General features: G+C 75.1%; 15 protein-coding genes and 1 pseudogene. 1 reads left to right on the top strand and 15 read right to left on the bottom strand.

Features of this window, described 5'->3' with window-relative positions; genetic code table 11:
• Window positions 1–18: 18 nt before the first annotated feature.
• From nuoK to DQ238_RS20670, 13 genes and pseudogenes are all read right to left on the bottom strand, one after another.
• Window positions 19–318, bottom strand: a complete 300-nt coding sequence (gene nuoK, locus DQ238_RS20730) for an NADH-quinone oxidoreductase subunit NuoK (RefSeq protein ID WP_113783144.1) — start codon at window positions 316–318, stop codon at window positions 19–21.
• Window positions 315–1,124: an NADH-quinone oxidoreductase subunit J gene (locus DQ238_RS20725; protein WP_113783143.1), complete on the bottom strand. Its 810-nt coding sequence runs from the start codon at window positions 1,122–1,124 to the stop codon at window positions 315–317. The genes nuoK and DQ238_RS20725 overlap by 4 nt, the downstream gene beginning before the upstream one ends.
• Window positions 1,121–1,813: an NADH-quinone oxidoreductase subunit NuoI gene (nuoI, locus tag DQ238_RS20720; protein WP_233496147.1), complete on the bottom strand. Its 693-nt coding sequence runs from the start codon at window positions 1,811–1,813 to the stop codon at window positions 1,121–1,123. The genes DQ238_RS20725 and nuoI overlap by 4 nt, the downstream gene beginning before the upstream one ends.
• Window positions 1,806–3,281 carry an NADH-quinone oxidoreductase subunit NuoH gene (gene nuoH, locus DQ238_RS20715; RefSeq protein ID WP_113783142.1) on the bottom strand — a complete coding sequence of 492 codons (1,476 nt, stop codon included), beginning with the start codon at window positions 3,279–3,281 and terminating at the stop codon, window positions 1,806–1,808. The genes nuoI and nuoH overlap by 8 nt, the downstream gene beginning before the upstream one ends.
• Window positions 3,278–5,737 carry an NADH-quinone oxidoreductase subunit G gene (locus tag DQ238_RS20710; RefSeq protein WP_113783141.1) on the bottom strand — a complete coding sequence of 820 codons (2,460 nt, stop codon included), beginning with the start codon at window positions 5,735–5,737 and terminating at the stop codon, window positions 3,278–3,280. Before DQ238_RS20710 ends, nuoH begins: the two co-directional genes overlap by 4 nt.
• Before the next feature lies 1 nt (window position 5,738).
• On the bottom strand, window positions 5,739–7,070 hold the full coding sequence (nuoF, locus tag DQ238_RS20705) for an NADH-quinone oxidoreductase subunit NuoF (RefSeq protein ID WP_113783140.1): 1,332 nt from the start codon (window positions 7,068–7,070) through the stop codon (window positions 5,739–5,741).
• Window position 7,071: 1 nt separating this feature from the next.
• Window positions 7,072–8,100: an NADH-quinone oxidoreductase subunit NuoE gene (gene nuoE, locus DQ238_RS20700; RefSeq protein ID WP_113783139.1), complete on the bottom strand. Its 1,029-nt coding sequence runs from the start codon at window positions 8,098–8,100 to the stop codon at window positions 7,072–7,074.
• A gap of 79 nt (window positions 8,101–8,179) precedes the next feature.
• On the bottom strand, window positions 8,180–9,511 hold the full coding sequence (locus tag DQ238_RS20695) for an NADH-quinone oxidoreductase subunit D (RefSeq protein WP_113783138.1): 1,332 nt from the start codon (window positions 9,509–9,511) through the stop codon (window positions 8,180–8,182).
• A gap of 55 nt (window positions 9,512–9,566) precedes the next feature.
• Window positions 9,567–10,304, bottom strand: a complete 738-nt coding sequence (locus tag DQ238_RS20690) for an NADH-quinone oxidoreductase subunit C (RefSeq protein WP_113783137.1) — start codon at window positions 10,302–10,304, stop codon at window positions 9,567–9,569.
• A gap of 179 nt (window positions 10,305–10,483) precedes the next feature.
• Window positions 10,484–10,981: pseudogene (locus DQ238_RS20685) on the bottom strand (NADH-quinone oxidoreductase subunit B family protein); the annotation flags it as partial.
• A 10-nt stretch (window positions 10,982–10,991) separates the two neighbouring features.
• Window positions 10,992–11,351 (bottom strand): NADH-quinone oxidoreductase subunit A, encoded by a 360-nt coding sequence (locus DQ238_RS20680; protein ID WP_113783154.1) that lies wholly within the window; start codon window positions 11,349–11,351, stop codon window positions 10,992–10,994.
• Between the two features lie 39 nt (window positions 11,352–11,390).
• The gene (locus DQ238_RS20675) at window positions 11,391–12,650 is read right to left on the bottom strand and encodes a geranylgeranyl reductase family protein (RefSeq protein WP_113783135.1); all 1,260 of its coding nucleotides are present in this window, start codon (window positions 12,648–12,650) and stop codon (window positions 11,391–11,393) included.
• A gap of 250 nt (window positions 12,651–12,900) precedes the next feature.
• Window positions 12,901–13,626 carry a demethylmenaquinone methyltransferase gene (locus tag DQ238_RS20670; RefSeq protein WP_113783134.1) on the bottom strand — a complete coding sequence of 242 codons (726 nt, stop codon included), beginning with the start codon at window positions 13,624–13,626 and terminating at the stop codon, window positions 12,901–12,903.
• Window positions 13,627–13,662: 36 nt separating this feature from the next.
• Between DQ238_RS20670 and DQ238_RS20665 the strand changes: the two genes are divergently transcribed.
• Window positions 13,663–14,928, top strand: a complete 1,266-nt coding sequence (locus DQ238_RS20665) for an isochorismate synthase MenF (protein ID WP_113783133.1) — start codon at window positions 13,663–13,665, stop codon at window positions 14,926–14,928.
• A 246-nt stretch (window positions 14,929–15,174) separates the two neighbouring features.
• On the opposite strand, the gene menD is transcribed toward DQ238_RS20665, so the two are convergent.
• Complete coding sequence (menD, locus tag DQ238_RS20660) at window positions 15,175–16,854, bottom strand: 2-succinyl-5-enolpyruvyl-6-hydroxy-3-cyclohexene-1-carboxylic-acid synthase (protein WP_113783132.1); 1,680 nt, start codon at window positions 16,852–16,854, stop codon at window positions 15,175–15,177.
• The gene (locus DQ238_RS20655; protein WP_233496146.1) at window positions 16,851–17,801 is read right to left on the bottom strand and encodes an o-succinylbenzoate synthase; all 951 of its coding nucleotides are present in this window, start codon (window positions 17,799–17,801) and stop codon (window positions 16,851–16,853) included. Before DQ238_RS20655 ends, menD begins: the two co-directional genes overlap by 4 nt.
• Window positions 17,802–17,803: the final 2 nt, after the last annotated feature.

Here is a 17,803-nt window from a genome sequence, read left to right as displayed (position 1 = left end):
GGAGGACGGGGTCCTTCTCTAGTACTTCAGCAGGCTGGCGTCGTCGACCGAGGCCGAGCGGCGGGTCCGGTAGATGGACATGATGATCGCCAGGCCGACGACGACCTCGGCCGCGGCGACGACCATCACGAAGAACGCCATGATCTGGCCGTCGACGGTGCCGCTGGCCCGGGCGAAGGTGACCAGCGTGAGGTTCACCGAGTTGAGCATCAGCTCGATGCACATGAAGACGACGATCGCGTTGCGCCGCACCAGCACGCCGACCGCGCCGATGGTGAACAGGATCGCGGCGAGCACCAGGTAGTTCGTGAGGCTCACCGCTGCCCCCGCTCGGGTGCGGGGTCGAGGGTGCCCAGGGCGTCGTCGGGGGTGCCGAGCTGGGCGCGGCCGGTGGGGCGCGGCATCTGCTCGACCTCCTGGGGTTCGATGCCGGTGGCGAAGCTGTCCTCGGCGAGCCGGCCGTCGGGCAGCAGGGCGGGGGCGGCGACGGAGTTGCCGCGCGCGTACACGCCGGGGCCCGGGAGGGTCTGCGGCCGGTCGGTGAGGAACCGGGCGCGCGAGAGCTCCCGCTGGGTGCGCCGGGTGCCGGGATCGCGCTCGATGTGGGCGAGCACCATGGCCCCCACGGCGGCGGTGATGAGCAGCGCGCTGGTCACCTCGAAGGCGAGCAGGTAGCGGGTGAACAGCAGCCGGGCGATGGCCTGGATGTTGCTGGTGTCCCCACCCTGCACGGCGGCCAGGCCGGTGACCGGGAGGTCCTGGGTGGCCCGGGCGATGCCCGCGCCGACCAGCCCGGCGAAGCCGATGCCGAGCACGATGGCGGCCACCCGCTGCCCGCGCAGGGTCTCCACCACCGAGTCGGAGGAGTCGCGGCCCACCAGCATGAGCACGAACAGGAAGAGGATCATGATCGCGCCGGTGTAGACGATGATCTGCACCGCGCCGAGGAACGGCGCCTCCTGGACGACGTAGAAGACGCCCAGCGCCAGCATCGTGTTGACCAGCCACAGCGCCGAGTGGACGGCGTTGCGGGAGAGCACCATGCCCAGGGCCCCGGCCAGGGCGATGGGCCCCAGGATCCAGAAGACGACGGCCTCGCCGGTGCCGATGGCGACGTCGTTCACGGCTGCTCCACGGCTGTGTCTCCACCCACCCGGTCTCCACCCGCCCGGTCTCCACCCACCCGCGCCACCCCGACGGCCTCGGCGGGCGAGGTGGAATCCGGCGTCCGCACGTAGTAGTCACGCTCGTCGTCGCCGAGCCGCATCGGGTGCGGCGGGGCCTCCATGCCGGGCAGCAGCGGGGCCATGAGCTGCTCCTTGGTGTAGATCAGGTCGGCCCGGTTGTCGTCGGCCAGCTCGAAGTCGTTGCTCATGGTCAGCGAGCGGGTCGGGCAGGCCTCGATGCACAGCCCGCAGAAGATGCAGCGCAGGTAGTTGATCTGGTAGACGCGCCCGTACCGCTCACCGGGCGAGTAGCGCGCGTCCTCGGTGTTGTCCCCGCCCTCGACGTAGATGGCGTCGGCCGGGCAGGCCCAGGCGCACAGCTCGCAGCCGACGCACTTCTCCAGCCCGTCGGGGTGCCGGTTGAGCACGTGCCGGCCGTGGTAGCGCGGCTTGGTCACCTTCGGCTCGAACGGGTACTGCTCGGTGGTCACCTTGCGGAACATCTGCGCGAAGGTGACCCCGAAGCCCTGTCCGGGGCCGGGCAGCCGACTGGTGCGCTTGGCCGGCGCCGCGTCGCGCTCGCGGCGGGCGACCTCGCCGCCGGAGGCCCGGGTCGAGCCCGGAGCCGGCGGGTGCTGCTCAGACATCGACGTCCTCCTCGACGACGGCGCCGCTGCGCCGTCCGGTGCTCACCACGGCGCCGTCCGGCGCCACCGGCTCCCGGCGGCCCAGCCGCGGCGACGGGGGGACCCGCAAGTCCATGGGCGGGACGGGGAAGCCGCCCTCGGCCCGGCTGGGGCCGCCGGCCCGGGCCGGCCGGCGGCGCGGGCCGACGGGGGGCAGGACCTCGGGCTCCGCCTCGGTCGGGTGGATCGACCCGGCGGCAGCGCGGGTCGCGGCGACCCGGGTGGCCCGGTTGGTGGCCCGGCTGGCGACGAGCAGGCCGGCGAGGACCAGCAGCGCGACGGGGACGCCGACGAACAGCGCGACCTCGCCGGTGGACAGGTCGGCCTCGCGGGCGACGGTGCGCATGGTGGCCACGGCGAGGATCCACACCAGCGCGGTGGGCACCAGTACCTTCCAGCCGAAGCGCATGAACTGGTCGTAGCGCAGCCGGGGCAGCGTGCCGCGCAGCCAGATGAAGACGAACAGCGCGGCCACGACCTTGAGGAAGAACCACAGCAGCGGCCACCAGCCGGAGTTGGCGCCGTCCCAGATCGAGATCGGCCACGGCGCTCGCCAGCCGCCGAGGAACAGCGTCGCGGCCAGGGCCGAGACGGTGACCATGTTGATGTACTCGGCGAGGAAGAACAGGGCGAACTTCAGCGACGAGTACTCGGTGTGGAAGCCGCCGACCAGCTCGCTCTCGGCCTCGGGCAGGTCGAACGGCGCCCGGTTGGTCTCCCCCACCACGGCGATGACGTAGATGACGAAGGAGACCGGCAGCAGGATCGCGAACCAGCTCGGGCCGGTGAACTCCAGCCCGAAGAACGACACCCGGTTGCCGTCGGCCTGGGCGGCGACGATCTCCGAGGTCGACATCGAGCCGGCGTAGAGGAACACCGCGACGATCGACAGCCCCATCGCGATCTCGTAGCTGACCATCTGCGCGGCGCTGCGCAGGGACCCCAGCAGCGGGTAGGTCGAGCCCGACGCCCAGCCGCCGAGCACGATGCCGTAGACGCCCATCGCCGAGCAGGCCAGGACCACCAGCACACCGATGGGGGCGTCGGTGAGCTGCAGCGGGGTGCGCTGCCCGAAGATGCTGACGATGGGGCCCAGCGGGATGACCGAGAAGGCCAGGAACGCGGGCACGGCGGCCAGGCACGGGGCCAGGAAGTAGACCGGCTTGTCCGCCAGCGCCGGCATGATGTCTTCCTTGAACGCCAGCTTCAGCCCGTCGGCGAGGCTCTGCAGGGAGCCGCGCGGGCCGACCCGGTTGGGGCCGATCCGCTGCTGCATCCGGGCGACGACCTTGCGCTCGAAGACGATGGCGAACAGCGTCATCAGCACGAGGACGGCGAAGACGCCGACGATCTTGATGAGCACGATCCACCAGACGTCGTGCCCGAAGTCCTCGAGGGTGGGCTGGTCGGCCGCGACGAACGGGGTCATGCGGTTCCCTCCGCGGTGCAGAGCGTGACGACGCCGCCGGGTGGGGTGCCCAACCGGGTCCGCAGCTCGCTGCCGGGCGAGCGCATCGGCAGCCAGACCACCTGGTCGGGCATCTCGGTGACCAGCACGGGCAGCGTCACGTGTCCCATCTCGCCCTCGACGGTGAGCCGGTCGCCGTCGGCCAGGCCGAGGCGCCGGGCGGCGTCCTTGCCGATGCGGGCGACCGCGGGGTGGGCGGTGCCGGCCAGCTCGGGTTCGTCGCGCTGCAGGGTGCCGACGTCGAGCAGCTGCCGCCAGGAGGCGAGCACCGCCTCGTCCTCGGCGAGCCGCGGGGCGGCCGGCGGGGCGACGTCGAGACCGGTGACCGGCGGGCGCTCGGCCACGACGCCGAGGGCGGCGAGCTCGGCGCGCGCGGCCTCGGGGCCGGGCAGCCGCAGGTCGACGTCCAGCTCGTCGGCCAGCCCCTGCAGCACCCGGCCGTCGGGCAGTTGCCCGGTGCCGTGCAGGGTGGCGTCGAAGGAGCGCAGCCGGCCCTCCCAGTCCAGGTAGCCGCCGGCCTTCTCCGCGGCGGCGGCCACCGGCAGGACGACGTCGGCGTGCGCGGTGACCGCGCTCGGGAGCAGCTCCAGGCTGACCACGAAGCCGGCGCGGCCCAGGGCCGCCTCGGCCAGCCGCGGGTCGGGCAGGTCGGCCGGGTCGACCCCGCCGACCAGCAGGCCGGAGAGCTCGCCGTGCGCGGCGGCGGTGAGGATGCCGGTGGTGTCGCGGCCGGGGGTGGGCGGCAGGTCGGCGACCCCCCAGGCGGCGGCGACCTGGACGCGGGCTCCGGCGTCGGTGACCGGGCGCCCGCCGGGCAGCAGGGTGGGCAGCGCGCCGGCCTCGACCGCGCCGCGCTCCCCGGCCCGGCGCGGCACCCAGGCCAGGCGGGCCCCGGTGGCGGCGGCCAGCGCGGACAGCGCCGAGAACGCGCCGGGCACCTCGGCCAGCCGCTCGCCGGCGAGCACCACCGCGCCGGGTGTGCGCAGCGCCTCGACCGCCGGACCGCCCCAGGTGCCCTCGGCCAGGGCCGCCAGGGACCGGGCCTCGGTGCCGGGCAGCGTGGTCAGCACGGTGGCCTGCAGCTTCTCGGCGGCGCGGGTGGTGAACGGGGCCAGGTCGAAGACGGCCAGCCGGTTCTTGCGCACGGCCCGGCGCAGCCGCAGGAAGACGATCGGCGACTCCTCCTCCGGCTCGAACCCGGCCAGCAGCACCGCCGGGGCGGCGGCGAGGTCGGCGTAGGTGACCGCGCCGTTCCACGGGCCGGTGCCGGCGACGTGCGCGGTGAGGAAGGCCAGCTCCTCGGGCGAATGAGCGCGGGCACGGGCGTCGACGTCGTTGGTGCCGAGTGCGACCCGGGCGAACTTGGCGTAGGCGTAGGCGTCCTCGACGGTCAGCCGGCCGCCGGGCAGCACCCCGACGCCACCGGCGTCCCGCGCGGCGCGCAGGCCTTCGGCCGCCGCGGCCCACGCCTCCGGCCAGGACGCGGGCTCGAGCACGCCGTCCCGGCGGACCAGCGGCGTGGTCAGCCGGTCGTTGGCCGTGGCGTAGCGGAAGGCGAAGCGGCCCTTGTCGCAGTTCCACTCCTCGTTGACCGCCGGGTCCTCCCCCGCCAGACGGCGCAGCACCCGGCCGCGGCGGTAGTCGGTGCGCTGGGCGCAGCCGGAGGCGCAGTGCTCGCAGACGCTGGGCTCGCTGCGCAGGTCGAACGGGCGGGAGCGGAACCGGTACTGGGCGCTGGTCAGCGCGCCGACCGGGCAGATCTGCGTGGTGTTGCCGGAGAAGTAGGAGGAGAACGGCTCGTCCTCGTAGACCGCCACCTGCTCCAGCGCGCCGCGCTCGAACAGCTCGATGAACGGGTCGCCGGCGATCTGCTGGGAGAAGCGGGTGCAACGGGCGCAGAGCACGCAGCGCTCGCGGTCGAGCAGGATCTCAGCACTGATCGGCAGCGGCTTGGGGTAGGTCCGCTTGACGTCGACGAACCGGCTCTCGGTGCGGCCGTTGCTCATCGCCTGGTTCTGCAGCGGGCACTCGCCGCCCTTGTCGCACACCGGGCAGTCCAGCGGGTGGTTGATCAGCAGCAGCTCCATCGTGCCCTGCTGCGCCTTGTCCGCGACCGGGCTGGTGAGCTGGGTCTTCACCGCCATCCCGTCGGTGACCGGCATGGTGCAGGAGGCGACCGGCTTGCGCTGCCCCTCGACCTCGACCAGGCACTGCCGGCAGGCGCCGACCGGCTCGAGCAGCGGGTGGTCGCAGAACCGGGGGATCTGGATGCCGACCATCTCCGCGGCCCGGATGATCAGCGTCCCCTTGGGCACGGCGACGTCGAAGCCGTCGATGGTGCAGTGGACGGCGTCGGGTGGCGTGTGCGGGCCCGGGACCGCGGGGACGGCGGCCGGCGCCGGCTGGGGGGTGGTCATGTCAGGCGGCTCCCACCGTGACGGGCTCGATCGGGAGGCTGCGGCCCAGGCGGGCCTGCTCCTCCGGGGGCAGCAGGGCGACGTAGTCGTCGCGGAAGTACTTCAGCGAGCTGGCGATGCAGCTGGTCGCACCGTCACCGAGGGCGCAGAAGGAGCGGCCCAGGATGTTGTCGCAGGTGTCGGTGAGCAGGTCCAGGTCGGCCGCCGTCCCCCGACCGTGCACCAGCCGCTCGAGGATCTGGACCAGCCAGTAGGTGCCCTCGCGGCAGGGAGTGCACTTGCCGCAGCTCTCGTGCGCGTAGAACTCGGTGAACCGCAGGGTGGCCTCGACGATCGAGTCGGTCTCGTCGAAGACCATGAGCGCGGTGGTGCCGAGCATGGAGCCGGCGGCGGCCACCGAGTCGAAGTCCAGCGGGACGTCGAGGTGATCGGCCGTGAAGTACGGCGTCGAGGAGCCGCCGGGCGTCCAGAACTTGAGCTGGTGCCCGGGGCGGACGCCGCCGGCCATCTCCAGCAGCTCGCGCATCGTCGTCCCCATGGGGGCCTCGTACTGGCCGGGCCGGACGACGCGGCCCGACAGCGAGTAGATCTTCGGGCCCGGCGACTTCTCCGGACCCATCTCCTTGAACCAGTCCGACCCGCCGCGGACCACGAACGGCACGCTGGCCAGCGTCTCCACGTTGTTGATCACCGTCGGCGCGCCGTAGAGGCCGGCGACGGCGGGGAACGGGGGCTTCAGGCGCGGCTGCCCCCGGTAGCCCTCCAGGGAGTCCAGCAGCGCGGTCTCCTCCCCGCAGATGTAGGCGCCGGCCCCGGCGTGCACGACCAGCTCCAGGTCGTAGCCGGAGCCGAGGACGTCGCGGCCGAGGTAGCCGGCCGCGTAGGCCTCCCGGACGGCCTCGACCAGCCGGCGGTGGGCGTGCACCGCCTCGCCGCGGACGTAGATCACCGCCAGGTGGGAGCGGATCGCGTACGCGGCGATGACGACCCCCTCCACCAGGGAGTGCGGGTCGGCCATCATCAGCGGGAGGTCCTTGCAGGTGCCCGGCTCTCCTTCGTCGGCGTTGACCACCAGGTACTTGGGCATCGCCGCCGGGCCGGTGGGCGTCTCCCCCGGCTTGGGCTGCGGGATGAAGCTCCACTTCATGCCGGTCGGGAAGCCGGCGCCGCCGCGGCCGCGCAGGCCGGAGTCCTTGACCAGGGCGACCAGCTCGTCGGGGCCCATGGACACAGCGGTGCGCAGCGCGGTGTAGCCGTCGTGCTGTTCGTAGCTGGCCAGCCGCCAGGACCGCGGCTCGGCCCAGCGGGCGGTGAGCACGGGAGCGAGGGGCATGTCAGGTCTCCTTCTCGACGGAGGTGCCCTGCCCGGAGGCTCCGGGGTTGCGCGTGGGCGGGGTCTGGGTGCCGGCCCGCTGCCGGCCCCGCGGCTGCCCGTACTCGGCGCCCTCGTCGGGGTGGGTCTGCGCGGCGCCGGCCCGCTCGGCGGGGTTGTCGGCGGCGGCGACGCGGGCGTCGGCGGCCTCGGCCTCCGGGGTCTCGCCCGTGCGGCCGGACGGCGCGACGGTCTCCGCGGGCTCTGTCCCGGCCGGCTCGGCCTCGTCCGCAGGCGGCCGTCCGGGCATCGGCGGGGCCGACTCGCCGCGCTCGGCGGCCAGCCGCAGGCCGGCCAGGGTCGGCCCGATCTCGCCGGGAGCGTCGACCGCCGCCTGCCGCGCGGCCTCGCCGCCGTACTGGTCGAACCCGGCCAGCTGGCGGGAGATCCCCCGGAAGTCGGTCAGCGGCGCACCCCGGGTGGGGTGCGGCTTCTCCCCGCGGCGCAGGGCCGCGACCAGGGCGCGGGCGCTGTCGACGTCCTGCTGGTCGTAGAACTCGTAGTCGACGGTGACCACCGGTGCGTAGTCGCAGGCGGCCAGGCACTCGGCGTGCTCGAGGGTGACCGAACCGTCGGCAGCGGTCTCGTCGTGGTGGACGCCGAGGTCCCGGCCGAGCGCGTCGAAGATCCGCTGCCCACCGAGGACGGCGCACAGGGTGTTGGTGCAGACGCTGACCAGGTGCCGGCCGGTGGGCCGCCGCTTGTACATCGTGTAGAAGGTGGCGACCGCGCCGACCTCGGCCTTGGTCAGCCCCAGCTCCTCGGCGCACAGCGCCACGCCCTCGGGCGAGACGTAGCCCTGGTAGCTCTGCACCAGGTGCAGCATGGGCAGCAGCGCCGAGCGCGGCTGCGGGTAGCGGGCGATGATCTCCCGCGCCTCCGCTCGCGTCCGCTCGGTCAGCGGCGGCAGGTCGGCGGGTGCGGGCTCGACGGGACTGGAGTCCAGCCCGGTGACCGCCGTCCCCTCGGCCGACCCGGGAAGCGCGCTCATCGATCGCACCCCCGATCGCACTGGAGCTGTTCCAGGTTCGCTCCGCTCCTCGGTCGCTGGCGCTCCCTACGATGCTCACTCACCTGTCACAACCCCCCATCACCGGGTCTAGGGAGGCGATGGCCGCGATGACGTCGGCGATCATGCCGCCCTCGCTCATCGCCGCCGTCGCCTGCAGGTTGACGAAGCTGGGGTCGCGCACGTGCACCCGCCACGGCCGGGTACCCCCGTCGCTGACCACGTGGTAGCCGAGCTCGCCGCGCGGGGACTCGACCGGCACGTACACCTGGCCGGCCGGCACCCGGAAGCCCTCGGTGACCAGCTTGAAGTGGTGGATCAGGGCCTCCATCGACTGGCCCATGATGTGCCGGACGTGGTCGAGGGAGTTGCCCATGCCGTCGGGGCCGAGGGAGAGCTGCGCGGGCCAGGCGATCTTCTTGTCCTCGACCATCACCGGGCCCGGCTCGAGCCGGTCGAGCGCCTGCTCGACGATCTTCAGCGACTCGTTGACCTCGGCCATGCGGACCAGGTAGCGGCCCCACGCGTCGCAGGTGTCGGCGGTGGGCACCTCGAAGTCGTAGGTCTGGTAGCCCAGGTAGGGCTCGACCTTGCGCAGGTCCCACGGCAGGCCGGCGGCGCGCAGCACCGGCCCGGTGACGCCGAGCGCGACGCAGCCGGTGACGTCGAGGTAGCCGGCGTCCTTCAGGCGCCGCTGCCAGATCGGCTGGCCGGTGAGCAGCTTGTGGAAGTCGGCCACCCGCGCGGGCATGACCGCGAGGAACTCGCGGATGTGCTCGACCGCGCCCTCGGGGAGGTCCTGCGCCAGCCCGCCGGGGCGGATGTAGGCGTGGTTCATCCGCAGGCCGGTGATCTCCTCGAGCAGGTCGAGCACGAGCTCCCGCTCCCGGAAGCCGTTGGTCATGCCGGTGAGCGCGCCCATCTCCATGCCGAAGGTGGCCAGCGCGACCAGGTGGGAGGCGATCCGGTTGAGCTCCATGACCAGCACGCGGATGGTCTGCGCCCGCTGCGGCGCCTCGACGCCGAGCAGCTTCTCGACCGCCAGGCAGTAGCCGGCCTCGTTGTACAGCGGGGACAGGTAGTCCATCCGCGTCACGAACGTCGTGCCCTGCGTCCAGGTGCGGTACTCGGTGTTCTTCTCGATGCCGGTGTGCAGGTAGCCGATGACCACCCGGGCCTTGGTGACCGTCTCGCCCTCGAGGTCGAGCACCAGCCGCAGCACCCCGTGGGTGGAGGGGTGCTGCGGGCCCATGTTGACGACCAGCCGCTCCTCGCCGTAGGCCTCGGCGCCGAGGGTCTGGTCCCAGTCGCCGCCGGTGACGGTGTAGACGCGGCCCTCGGTGGTGTCGTAGGAGCCGGCGTAGGGGTCGACCGGGTCGTACGTGGTGCTCATCGGTGGCTCCGGCGGGTCGCGGCGACGTGGGGACCGCCGGACTGCAGGCCCGGGCTCACCGGTAGCTCCTGCGCGTGTCGGGCGGGGGGATGGTGGCGTCGTGGTACTCGACCGGGACGCCGCCGAGCGGGTAGTCCTTGCGCTGCGGGTGGCCGTCCCAGTCGTCGGGCATGAGGATCCGGGTGAGCGCCGGGTGGCCGTCGAAGACGACGCCGAACATGTCCCAGGTCTCCCGCTCCTGCCAGTCCGCCGTCGGGTAGACGCCCGTGACCGAGGGGACGTGCGGGTCCTCGGCGGTCACCGCGACCTCCAGCCGGATGCGCCGCCGGTAGGTCATCGAGGTCAGGTGGTAGACGACGTGCAGCCGCGGCCGGCCGGGGGTCGCCGCCGGGCCGCCGCTGTCCTCGTAGTCGACCCCGGAGACGCTGCTGCACAGCTCGAAGCGCAGCGCCTCGTCGTCCCGGAGGGCCTGCACGAGGGGGAGCAGGTGCTCGCGGGCGACGAAGTAGGTGATCTCCCCGCGGTCGACCAGCACGCGGTGGACGGCGGCGTCGTAGGTGGCCTGCCCGACGGCCTCGACCAGCGCGTCGGTGACCTCGTCGAAGTACCCGCCGTACGGGCGCTCGGTGGAGTGCAGCGCGACCGCGCCGCCGGGCTCGACGCGGACCAGCCCGCCGAAGCCGGAGGTGTCGCCGCTGCCGGTGACGCCGAAGGCGCCCTTGCGGAACCCCCCGCCCGGGGCCGTCACGCCCCGCGCGGCGTCCGATCCGCTGCGGTCCCCCGGGCCGGTCACCGGTCGCTCCAGACGTGGGGCTCCGGCAGCAGGACGGCGTTGCCGCCGCGCTGCTCGATGGCGAACTGGCCGGTGCGCCGCTCGGCCGCGGCCCGCTCGTAAGCCGCCCGGGCCGCCTTGTCCACCCGCACGGTGGAGGGCATCTCGACGTGCAGGTCCTTCGCCGTCCCGTCGGCCCGCGCCTGCTCCAGCTGCCGGGCCCGCCGCGGCCCCAGCGGCTCGTTCATGATCTTGTGGTGCAGCTTGAGGATGGCGTCGGTGAGCATCTCCGGCCGCGGCGGGCAGCCGGGCAGGTACATGTCCACCGGCACCACGTGGTCGACGCCCTGCACGATCGCGTAGTTGTTGAACATGCCGCCGGAACTGGCGCACACGCCCATCGCCAGCACCCAGCGGGGCTCGGGCATCTGGTCGTAGATCTGGCGCAGGACCGGCGCCATCTTCTGGCTCACCCGGCCGGCGACGATCATCAGGTCGGCCTGCCGCGGGGAGGCGCGGAAGACCTCCATGCCGAACCGGGCCAGGTCGTAGCGGCCGGCGCCGGTGGCCATCATCTCGATCGCGCAGCAGGCCAGCCCGAAGGTGGCCGGCCACAGCGAGGACTTGCGGGTCCAGTTGACCACCTTCTCCACCGTGGTCAGCAGGACGCCGCTGGGCAGCTTCTCCTCGAGTCCCATGGGTTGCTCCTCAGTCCCACTCGAGCCCGCCGCGACGCCACACGTAGGCGTAGGCGAGGAACACGGTGCCGATGAAGACGACCATCTCGACCAGCCCGAACACGCCGAGCGCGTCGTTGTCGACGGCCCACGGGTAGAGGAAGACGATCTCGATGTCGAAGACGATGAACAGCATCGCGGTCAGGTAGTACTTGACCGGGAAGCGGCCCCCGGTGAGCGGCTGGTCCACCGGCTCGATGCCGCACTCGTAGGCGGCGAGCTTGGCCCGGTTGTAGCGGCGGGGGCCCACGTACGGGGCGATCGCCACCGAGAACAGCGCGAAGGCCGCGGCCAGTGCGAACAGCCCGACGATCGGGACGTACATCGACAGCATCAGCAGCACCTCGCGGTGGCGGGAGTCGGACCCATGTCAGACCGCCGGGGCCAGCCGGGTCAGGACGGCGACGGCACGGTCGAACCGGTCGCCGTCCCGCCCGTCGGAGAGGTTGCCCATGAGCTTGAGCGCCGCGGCCACCATGCCGGGTCGCTTCAACCCGTGCGCGGTGGCGAAGCGGACCAGGTCGGGGCGGGCCAGCAGGGCGAGGAACACCGTGCCCAGCCGGTGGTGCCGGCCGTACTCCTCGCGCAGCCGGACCGGGTGGCGGCGCAGCGCCGCCTCGCGCGAAGGGCCCTCCGGCAGCGCCAGCGCGCGGGCGGCGGCCTCGGCGGCCATGCGGCCGGTCTCCAGGGCGTAGCTGATGCCCTCGCCGTTGAACGGGTTGACCGTGCCCGCGGCGTCCCCGGCGAGGAGCAGGCCGCGGGTGTAGGCCGGCCGGCGGTGCAGGGCCATCGGCAGGCCGGCGCCGCGCAGCGGGGTGACCGCGTGCTCCTCGCCCAGCTGCCACTCCGGCGGCAGCGTCGCCAGCCACTCCCGCAGCACCGCCCGCGGCTCGGCGCCGGTGCTCCGGCGGCGGTCGAGCAGTCCGAAGCCGACGTTGCTCGTGCCGTCGCCCATGCCGAACGCCCAGCCGTAGCCGGGCATGGAGTCCGCGCTCGGGCCGGAGGCGGACAGGTCGAAGGAGATGTCGAGGTAGTCGTCGTCCGTGCGGGGGGACGCGACGTACCGGCGGACGGCGACCCCGAGCGGCCGGTCCTCCCGCCGGAGGAGCCCCAGCGCCTTGCCCAGCCGACCGGACAGCCCCTCGGCCGAGACGACCAGCGGCGCGCGCCAGGTGGCCGGCTCCCGGTCGGGGCCCTCCTCGGCGTGCACCCCGGCGACGCGGCCGGCGTCGTCGAGCAGCGGCGCGGTGACCGTGACGTCCTCCACCACCCGCGCACCGGCTCCCCGGGCGTGCGCGGCGAGCCCGGCGTCGAGGTCGCGGCGGTTGCGGATCAGGCCGTGGGACGGCCACGAGCGCAGCTGCGGCCAGTCGACCTCGACGACCTGGCCGCCGCCGGTGACCCGCAGGCCCCGGTGCCGGACCCAGCCGGTGGTGTCCACGCCCATGTCGGCCAGCGCCTTCACCCCGCGCGGGGTCAGCCCGTCGCCGCAGACCTTCTCCCGCGGGAACCGGGCCTTCTCCAGGACGGCGACGTCGAGGCCCGCCCGCGCCAGGTGCCAGGCGGCCGACGAGCCCGCGGGACCGGCGCCGACGACCAGCACGTCGGCCCGCCGGTCTCCCTGCTGCACCGCGGCCCCCTCGGCTCGAGTTCCCCGGCAGACCTTGTGAATTGCTTCACAAAGTCTGCCGGTCCCCACTGTATGCCGATCCGTGACGTCGGTGACAAGTGACGGACCGAACTCGCGCGTCACAGTTCCGCAAAGGACCCCGCCCTCACCGGTCGGCCCCGTCCAGAGGCTCGCCGCCGGCCCTCCTGCAGGACCCCGCCACGAGCCTGCGAGTGGTGGGGGGCAGGAGGGTCCTTTCCGGTGACCGGGGTCAGGTGTGCGGCCTGCGGCCGCGGTGCAGCGCGACGACGCCGCCGGTGAGGTCGCGCCAGGCCACGTCGGCCCACCCGGCCGCCTGCAGCCGCGCGGCGAGCGCCGGCTGGTCGGGCCAGGCCCGGATCGACTCGGCGAGGTAGACGTAGGCGTCGGGGTTGCTGCTCACCGCGCGGGCGATCCGCGGCAGGGCCCGCACCAGGTACTCGGTGTAGACGGTGCGGAACGGCGCCCAGGTGGGGTTGGAGAACTCGCAGACCACCAGCGTCCCGCCGGGGCGGGTCACCCGGGCGAACTCGCGCAGCGCGGCGTCGGGGTCGGCGACGTTGCGCAGGCCGAAGGAGATGACCACGCCGTCGACGCTCTCGTCGGCCAGCGGCAGCGCCATCGCGTCCCCGGCCACCTTGGGCACCGGCCGGGCGGCGCCGGCGCGCAGCATGCCCTGGGAGAAGTCGCAGGCGATCGCCCGCACGCCGCCGCGGGCCAGCTCCACGGTCGACACCGCCGTCCCGGCCGCGACGTCGAGCACGGTCTGGCCCGGCCGGGCGCCCAGGGCCTCCCGGGTGGCCCGGCGCCAGGAGGCGTCGCGGCCGGCGGAGAGCACCGTGTTGGTGAGGTCGTAGCGCCGGGCGACCCGGTCGAACATGGCGGCGACGTCGACCGGCTGCTTGTCCAGCCCGGCCCGCGGCCCGGCGGTGTGTGCGCTGTCTCGCCGGTCTCCCACGGCGGCGACGCTACCGGGTGCGCCTACTCTGGCCCTGTGACCGCGGCTGCCGTGACCTCGCCGGACGCCGCCGTCACCACCACCCCGCTCGCCGACGACCCGGTCCTGCTGGACCTGCTGCCGTCGGCCGACGCCTTCTCCTGGGTACGCCGCGGCGAGGGCCTGGTCGGCTGGGGCGAGGCGGCCCGGCTGGAGGTCCGCGGCCCCGACGCGCTCGCCGAGGCCGCCACCTGGTGGGAGGAGTACAGCGCCGGACTCGAGGTCGACGACCGGGCCGGGGTGCCCGGCTCGGGGCCGGTCGTCTTCGCCAGCATCGCCTTCGACCCGGCCGCCGGGACGAGCGTGTTCGTCGTCCCCGAGGTCGTGGTCGGACGGCGGGACGGCGTCGCCTGGGTGACCGCGATCGGCGACGCCGACCCCCTCGACGCGCTGACCTCGACCCTCGCGGCCGTCCCTGCGTCGCTGGGTCGGCTGCGCTACGCCGACGGCGCGCTGGACCCGGCCTCGTGGTGCGCCACCGTGGCCGCGGCCGTGGCGCGGATCGGCGACGGCGACCTGGACAAGGTGGTGCTGGCGCGGGACCTGCTGGTCACCGCCGACGCGCCCCTCGACCCGCGCACCCTGCTGACCCGGCTGGCCGCCCGTTTCCCCGACTGCTGGACCTTCGCCGTCGACGGTCTCCTGGGGGCCACGCCGGAGCTGCTGCTGCGCCGCACCGGCCGGCAGCTGTCCTCCCGGGTGCTGGCCGGGACGGCGCCCCGCGGCGCCGGAGCCGACGACGAGCGGCTGGCCGCCGGCCTGCTCGGTTCGGCCAAGGACCGCGCCGAGCACGCCCTCGCGGTCGACTCCCTGGTCGGCGCGCTGGCCCCCTACTGCACGACGCTGAACGCGCCGGAGGAGCCGCGGCTGCTGACACTGGCCAACGTGCGGCACCTGGCCAGCGACGTCACCGGCGTCCAGCGGCGCACCGGGGCTCCCGGCGAGGCCGGGCTGCTCGAGCTGGTGGGCGCGGTGCACCCGACCGCCGCGGTCTGCGGCACGCCCACCGATGCCGCGGCCGCGCTGATCGGCGAGCTGGAGGGCATGGACCGCGGCCGCTACGCCGGGCCGGTCGGCTGGCTCGACGCCCGCGGGGACGGCGAGTTCGGCCTGGCCCTGCGCTGCGCCCAGCTCTGCGACGACGACCCGGCCACCGCCCGGCTGTTCGCCGGCTGCGGCATCGTCGCCGGCTCCGACCCGGCCGCCGAGCTGGCCGAGACGCAGGCCAAGTTCGCCGCCGTCCAGGCCGCCCTGGAGAGCTGACCGGCGCCGTGCCGGCGTGCCACCGCCTCCCGGTCACTCGTACGGGAGCCACCAGCTGGGCCCTGGACCTCCTCCCGCGTCGGTCGTGCTCTGCCCAGCAGGCTGGGCAGAGCACGACCGACGCGGGAGGAACACGGTGATCGGGGACGAGAGAGCGGGCCGGCAGGCACAGCAGGTCGCGTCCCGTGGACGCCGTCGACCGGTCACCGGTGGTGGTCCCCCCGGCACGGCGGCGGTCGGCCGCCATCAGCTGGCTCCGAGGGCCTCGGCCGCGGCCGTCCGCAGCGCGACCGCCAGCTCGGCCTCGGCGCGCTGGTCGGTGCGGACGACGAGCACCCGCGGCCCGCCGCGCCCGACCTCCCCGGCGAGCCCGGCCGGGTCCGCCACCCGGACGGCCGGCCAGCCCAGCGACTCGGCGACGGCGACCAGGTCCCGGCCGTGCGGGGTGCCGAACACCCGCCGGTAGTCGGCCTCGTACCGCGGCTGCCCCGGCTCGAGCTGGGCGAAGATGCCGCCGCCGCCGTTGTCCGGGACGACGAGGGTGAGGTCCGGCCGCGGCTCGCCCTCGCCGACGAGCAGGCCCTGCAGGTCGTGCAGGAACGTCAGGTCGCCCAGCAGCGCGACGGCCGGCCCGCCGTGCGCCAGGGCCGCGCCGACCGCGGTGGAGACCGTGCCGTCGATCCCGGCCACGCCGCGGTTGGCCAGCACGGTCACCCCGCCCCGCGGCACGGCCAGCCGGTCGACGTCACGCACCGGGGTCGACGAGCCCAGCACCAGCAGCGCGCCGTCCGGGAGACCGGCCACCAGGTCGCGGGCCAGCCGGGCGGCGGTCAGCGCCTCCGCCGCGTCGAGCACGCCGTCGACCGCCGTCCCCACCCGGGCCGCGGCACCGCACCAGACCGCCCGCCACGCCGGGTCGGCCGGGGGGCCGGGCGCCGGCAGGGCGCCGACCCACGCCGTCGAGCGGCCCGCGTCGGCCCAGCGGGGCGCGGCCGCGACCGTCTCCACCCGCACCCCGGGGTCGGCCAGCAGCGCCGCCACCGGCCGGGCCAGCGTCGGCCGCCCGACCACCAGCACCCGGTCCGGTCGGTGCGCGGCCAGCCACCCGGGGACGCCGAGCAGCAGCGCGCCGCCGCGCACGGACGCCGCCCACGCCCCGCTCGACGGCTCGGCGACCACCGGCCAGCGCTGGGCCCGCGCGAGCTCGGCCGCGGCTCGGCCGAGCCCAGCAGGCGCGTCCCCGACGACCACGAGGGTCCGCGCCGGGCCGAGGTCGAGCGGTGGGGGCGCGGCGGAGGCGGCGCCGTCGGTCCACGGGGCGCCGCCGGGGCGACCGGCCCAGGGTCCGTCCAGCTCGCCGGCGTCGTCGTCCGGCAGGAGCGGCTCGCGCAACGGCAGGTTCAGGTGCACCGGGCCGGGGTCGCCGGACAGCGCGCCGCGGGCCACGAGGAGCGCCTTGGCCACCAGGGACCGCCAGTACCGGTTCTGCGCCGCCTCCCGCCCGGCCTCGGGCACCCCGACGTCGACCGCGGCCCGCACCGCGCCGCCGTACAGCCCGGGCTGGGTGATCGTCTGGTTGGCGCCGGTGTCGCGCAGCTCGGGCGGGCGGTCGGCGGTCAGCGCGAGCAGCGGCACCCCGGCGGCGTCGGCCTCGAGGACCGCAGCGTGCAGGTGCGCCGTCGCCGTCCCGGAGGTGGTGAGCACCGGCACCGGCCGGCCGGACGCCCTGGCCAGGCCGAGGGCGAGGAAGGCCGCCGTGCGCTCGTCGATGCGCACGTGCAGGGTGAGCCGGGCGGCCCGCTCGGCCTCGAGCAGGGCCAGCGCCACCGGCGCCGACCGGGACCCGGGCGCCACCACCACGTCGATGACGCCGCCGCGGACCAGCTCGTCGACCAGCACCCGAGCCAGAGCGGTGGAGGGGTTCACTCGGACACCGCGGACAGCCGAGCGCTCCAGCGCGCCTCGGTCACCGGATCGGCGGCGACCGCGTCCAACCGGTCCGGCGCGACCCGGGTGACCGGCAGCGCGCCGTCCACCGGCAGCAGCGGGGTGCTCGTGACGTCGCCGGCGAGCAGCGCGACGGTGCCCAGCCCGCAGGCGAACGGCAGCTCCGGCAGGGCGGCGGCGAGCGCGACCCCGGCGGCGATGCCGACCGAGGACTCCAGCGCCGAGGAGACCACGCACGGCAGGCCGTGCGCCTCGGCGACGCGCAGCGCGGCCCGCACCCCGCCGAGCGGCTGCACCTTGAGGACGACGACGTCGCCGGCCTCCCCCAGGTCGACCCGCAGCGGGTCGGCCGAGCGGCGCACGCCCTCGTCCACCGCGACCCGCACGTCGACGCGGCGGCGCAGCGCGGCCAGCTCGGGCAGCGTGGCGCAGGGCTGCTCGACGTACTCCAGGCCGACCCGGTCCAGCTGGCGGATGCGGGTGACCGCGGTGGCGACGTCCCACGCGGCGTTGGCGTCGACCCGGATCGCGCCGACGGGGCCGAGCGCGTCGCGGACCGCCTCGACGCGGGCCAGGTCGTCGCCCGGCGTCTGCCCCGGCTCGGCGACCTTCACCTTCGCGGTGCGGCAGCCGGACGCCGCCACGAGCGCGTGCGCCCGGTCGGGGTCGACGGCGGGCACGGTCACGTTCACCGGCACCGCGTCGCGGACCGGCGCCGGCCAGCCCGCGCACGCCGCCTCGACCGCGGCGGCCCACCAGCGGCGGCTCTCCGCGACGTCGTAGTCCCAGAACGGGGAGAACTCGCCCCAGCCGGCCGGGCCGCGGACGAGCACGCCGTCGCGGACGTCGAGTCCGCGGAAGCGGGTGCGCATCGGCACCGACCAGGTCCGCACCTCGCCGAGCTGCGGCAGGGGTGCGTCCAACACCT

Source organism: Geodermatophilus sp. TF02-6 (assembly GCF_003319115.1).
Lineage (GTDB): Bacteria > Actinomycetota > Actinomycetes > Mycobacteriales > Geodermatophilaceae > Geodermatophilus.
The sequence above is the reverse complement of the archived record's forward strand: the minus strand, read 5'-3'. Positions and strand labels throughout refer to the sequence as shown.

What these genes read in the sequence shown, in the direction of transcription:
- nuoE (WP_113783139.1), bottom strand. Translation starts at nt 8,100, where the DNA reads ATGAGCGCGCTTCCCGGGTCGGCCGAGGGGACGGCGGTCACCGGGCTG.
- nuoI (WP_233496147.1), bottom strand. Translation starts at nt 1,813, where the DNA reads ATGTCTGAGCAGCACCCGCCGGCTCCGGGCTCGACCCGGGCCTCCGGC.
- DQ238_RS20710 (WP_113783141.1), bottom strand. Translation starts at nt 5,737, where the DNA reads ATGACCACCCCCCAGCCGGCGCCGGCCGCCGTCCCCGCGGTCCCGGGC.
- nuoH (WP_113783142.1), bottom strand. Translation starts at nt 3,281, where the DNA reads ATGACCCCGTTCGTCGCGGCCGACCAGCCCACCCTCGAGGACTTCGGG.
- DQ238_RS20695 (WP_113783138.1), bottom strand. Translation starts at nt 9,511, where the DNA reads ATGAGCACCACGTACGACCCGGTCGACCCCTACGCCGGCTCCTACGAC.
- nuoF (WP_113783140.1), bottom strand. Translation starts at nt 7,070, where the DNA reads ATGCCCCTCGCTCCCGTGCTCACCGCCCGCTGGGCCGAGCCGCGGTCC.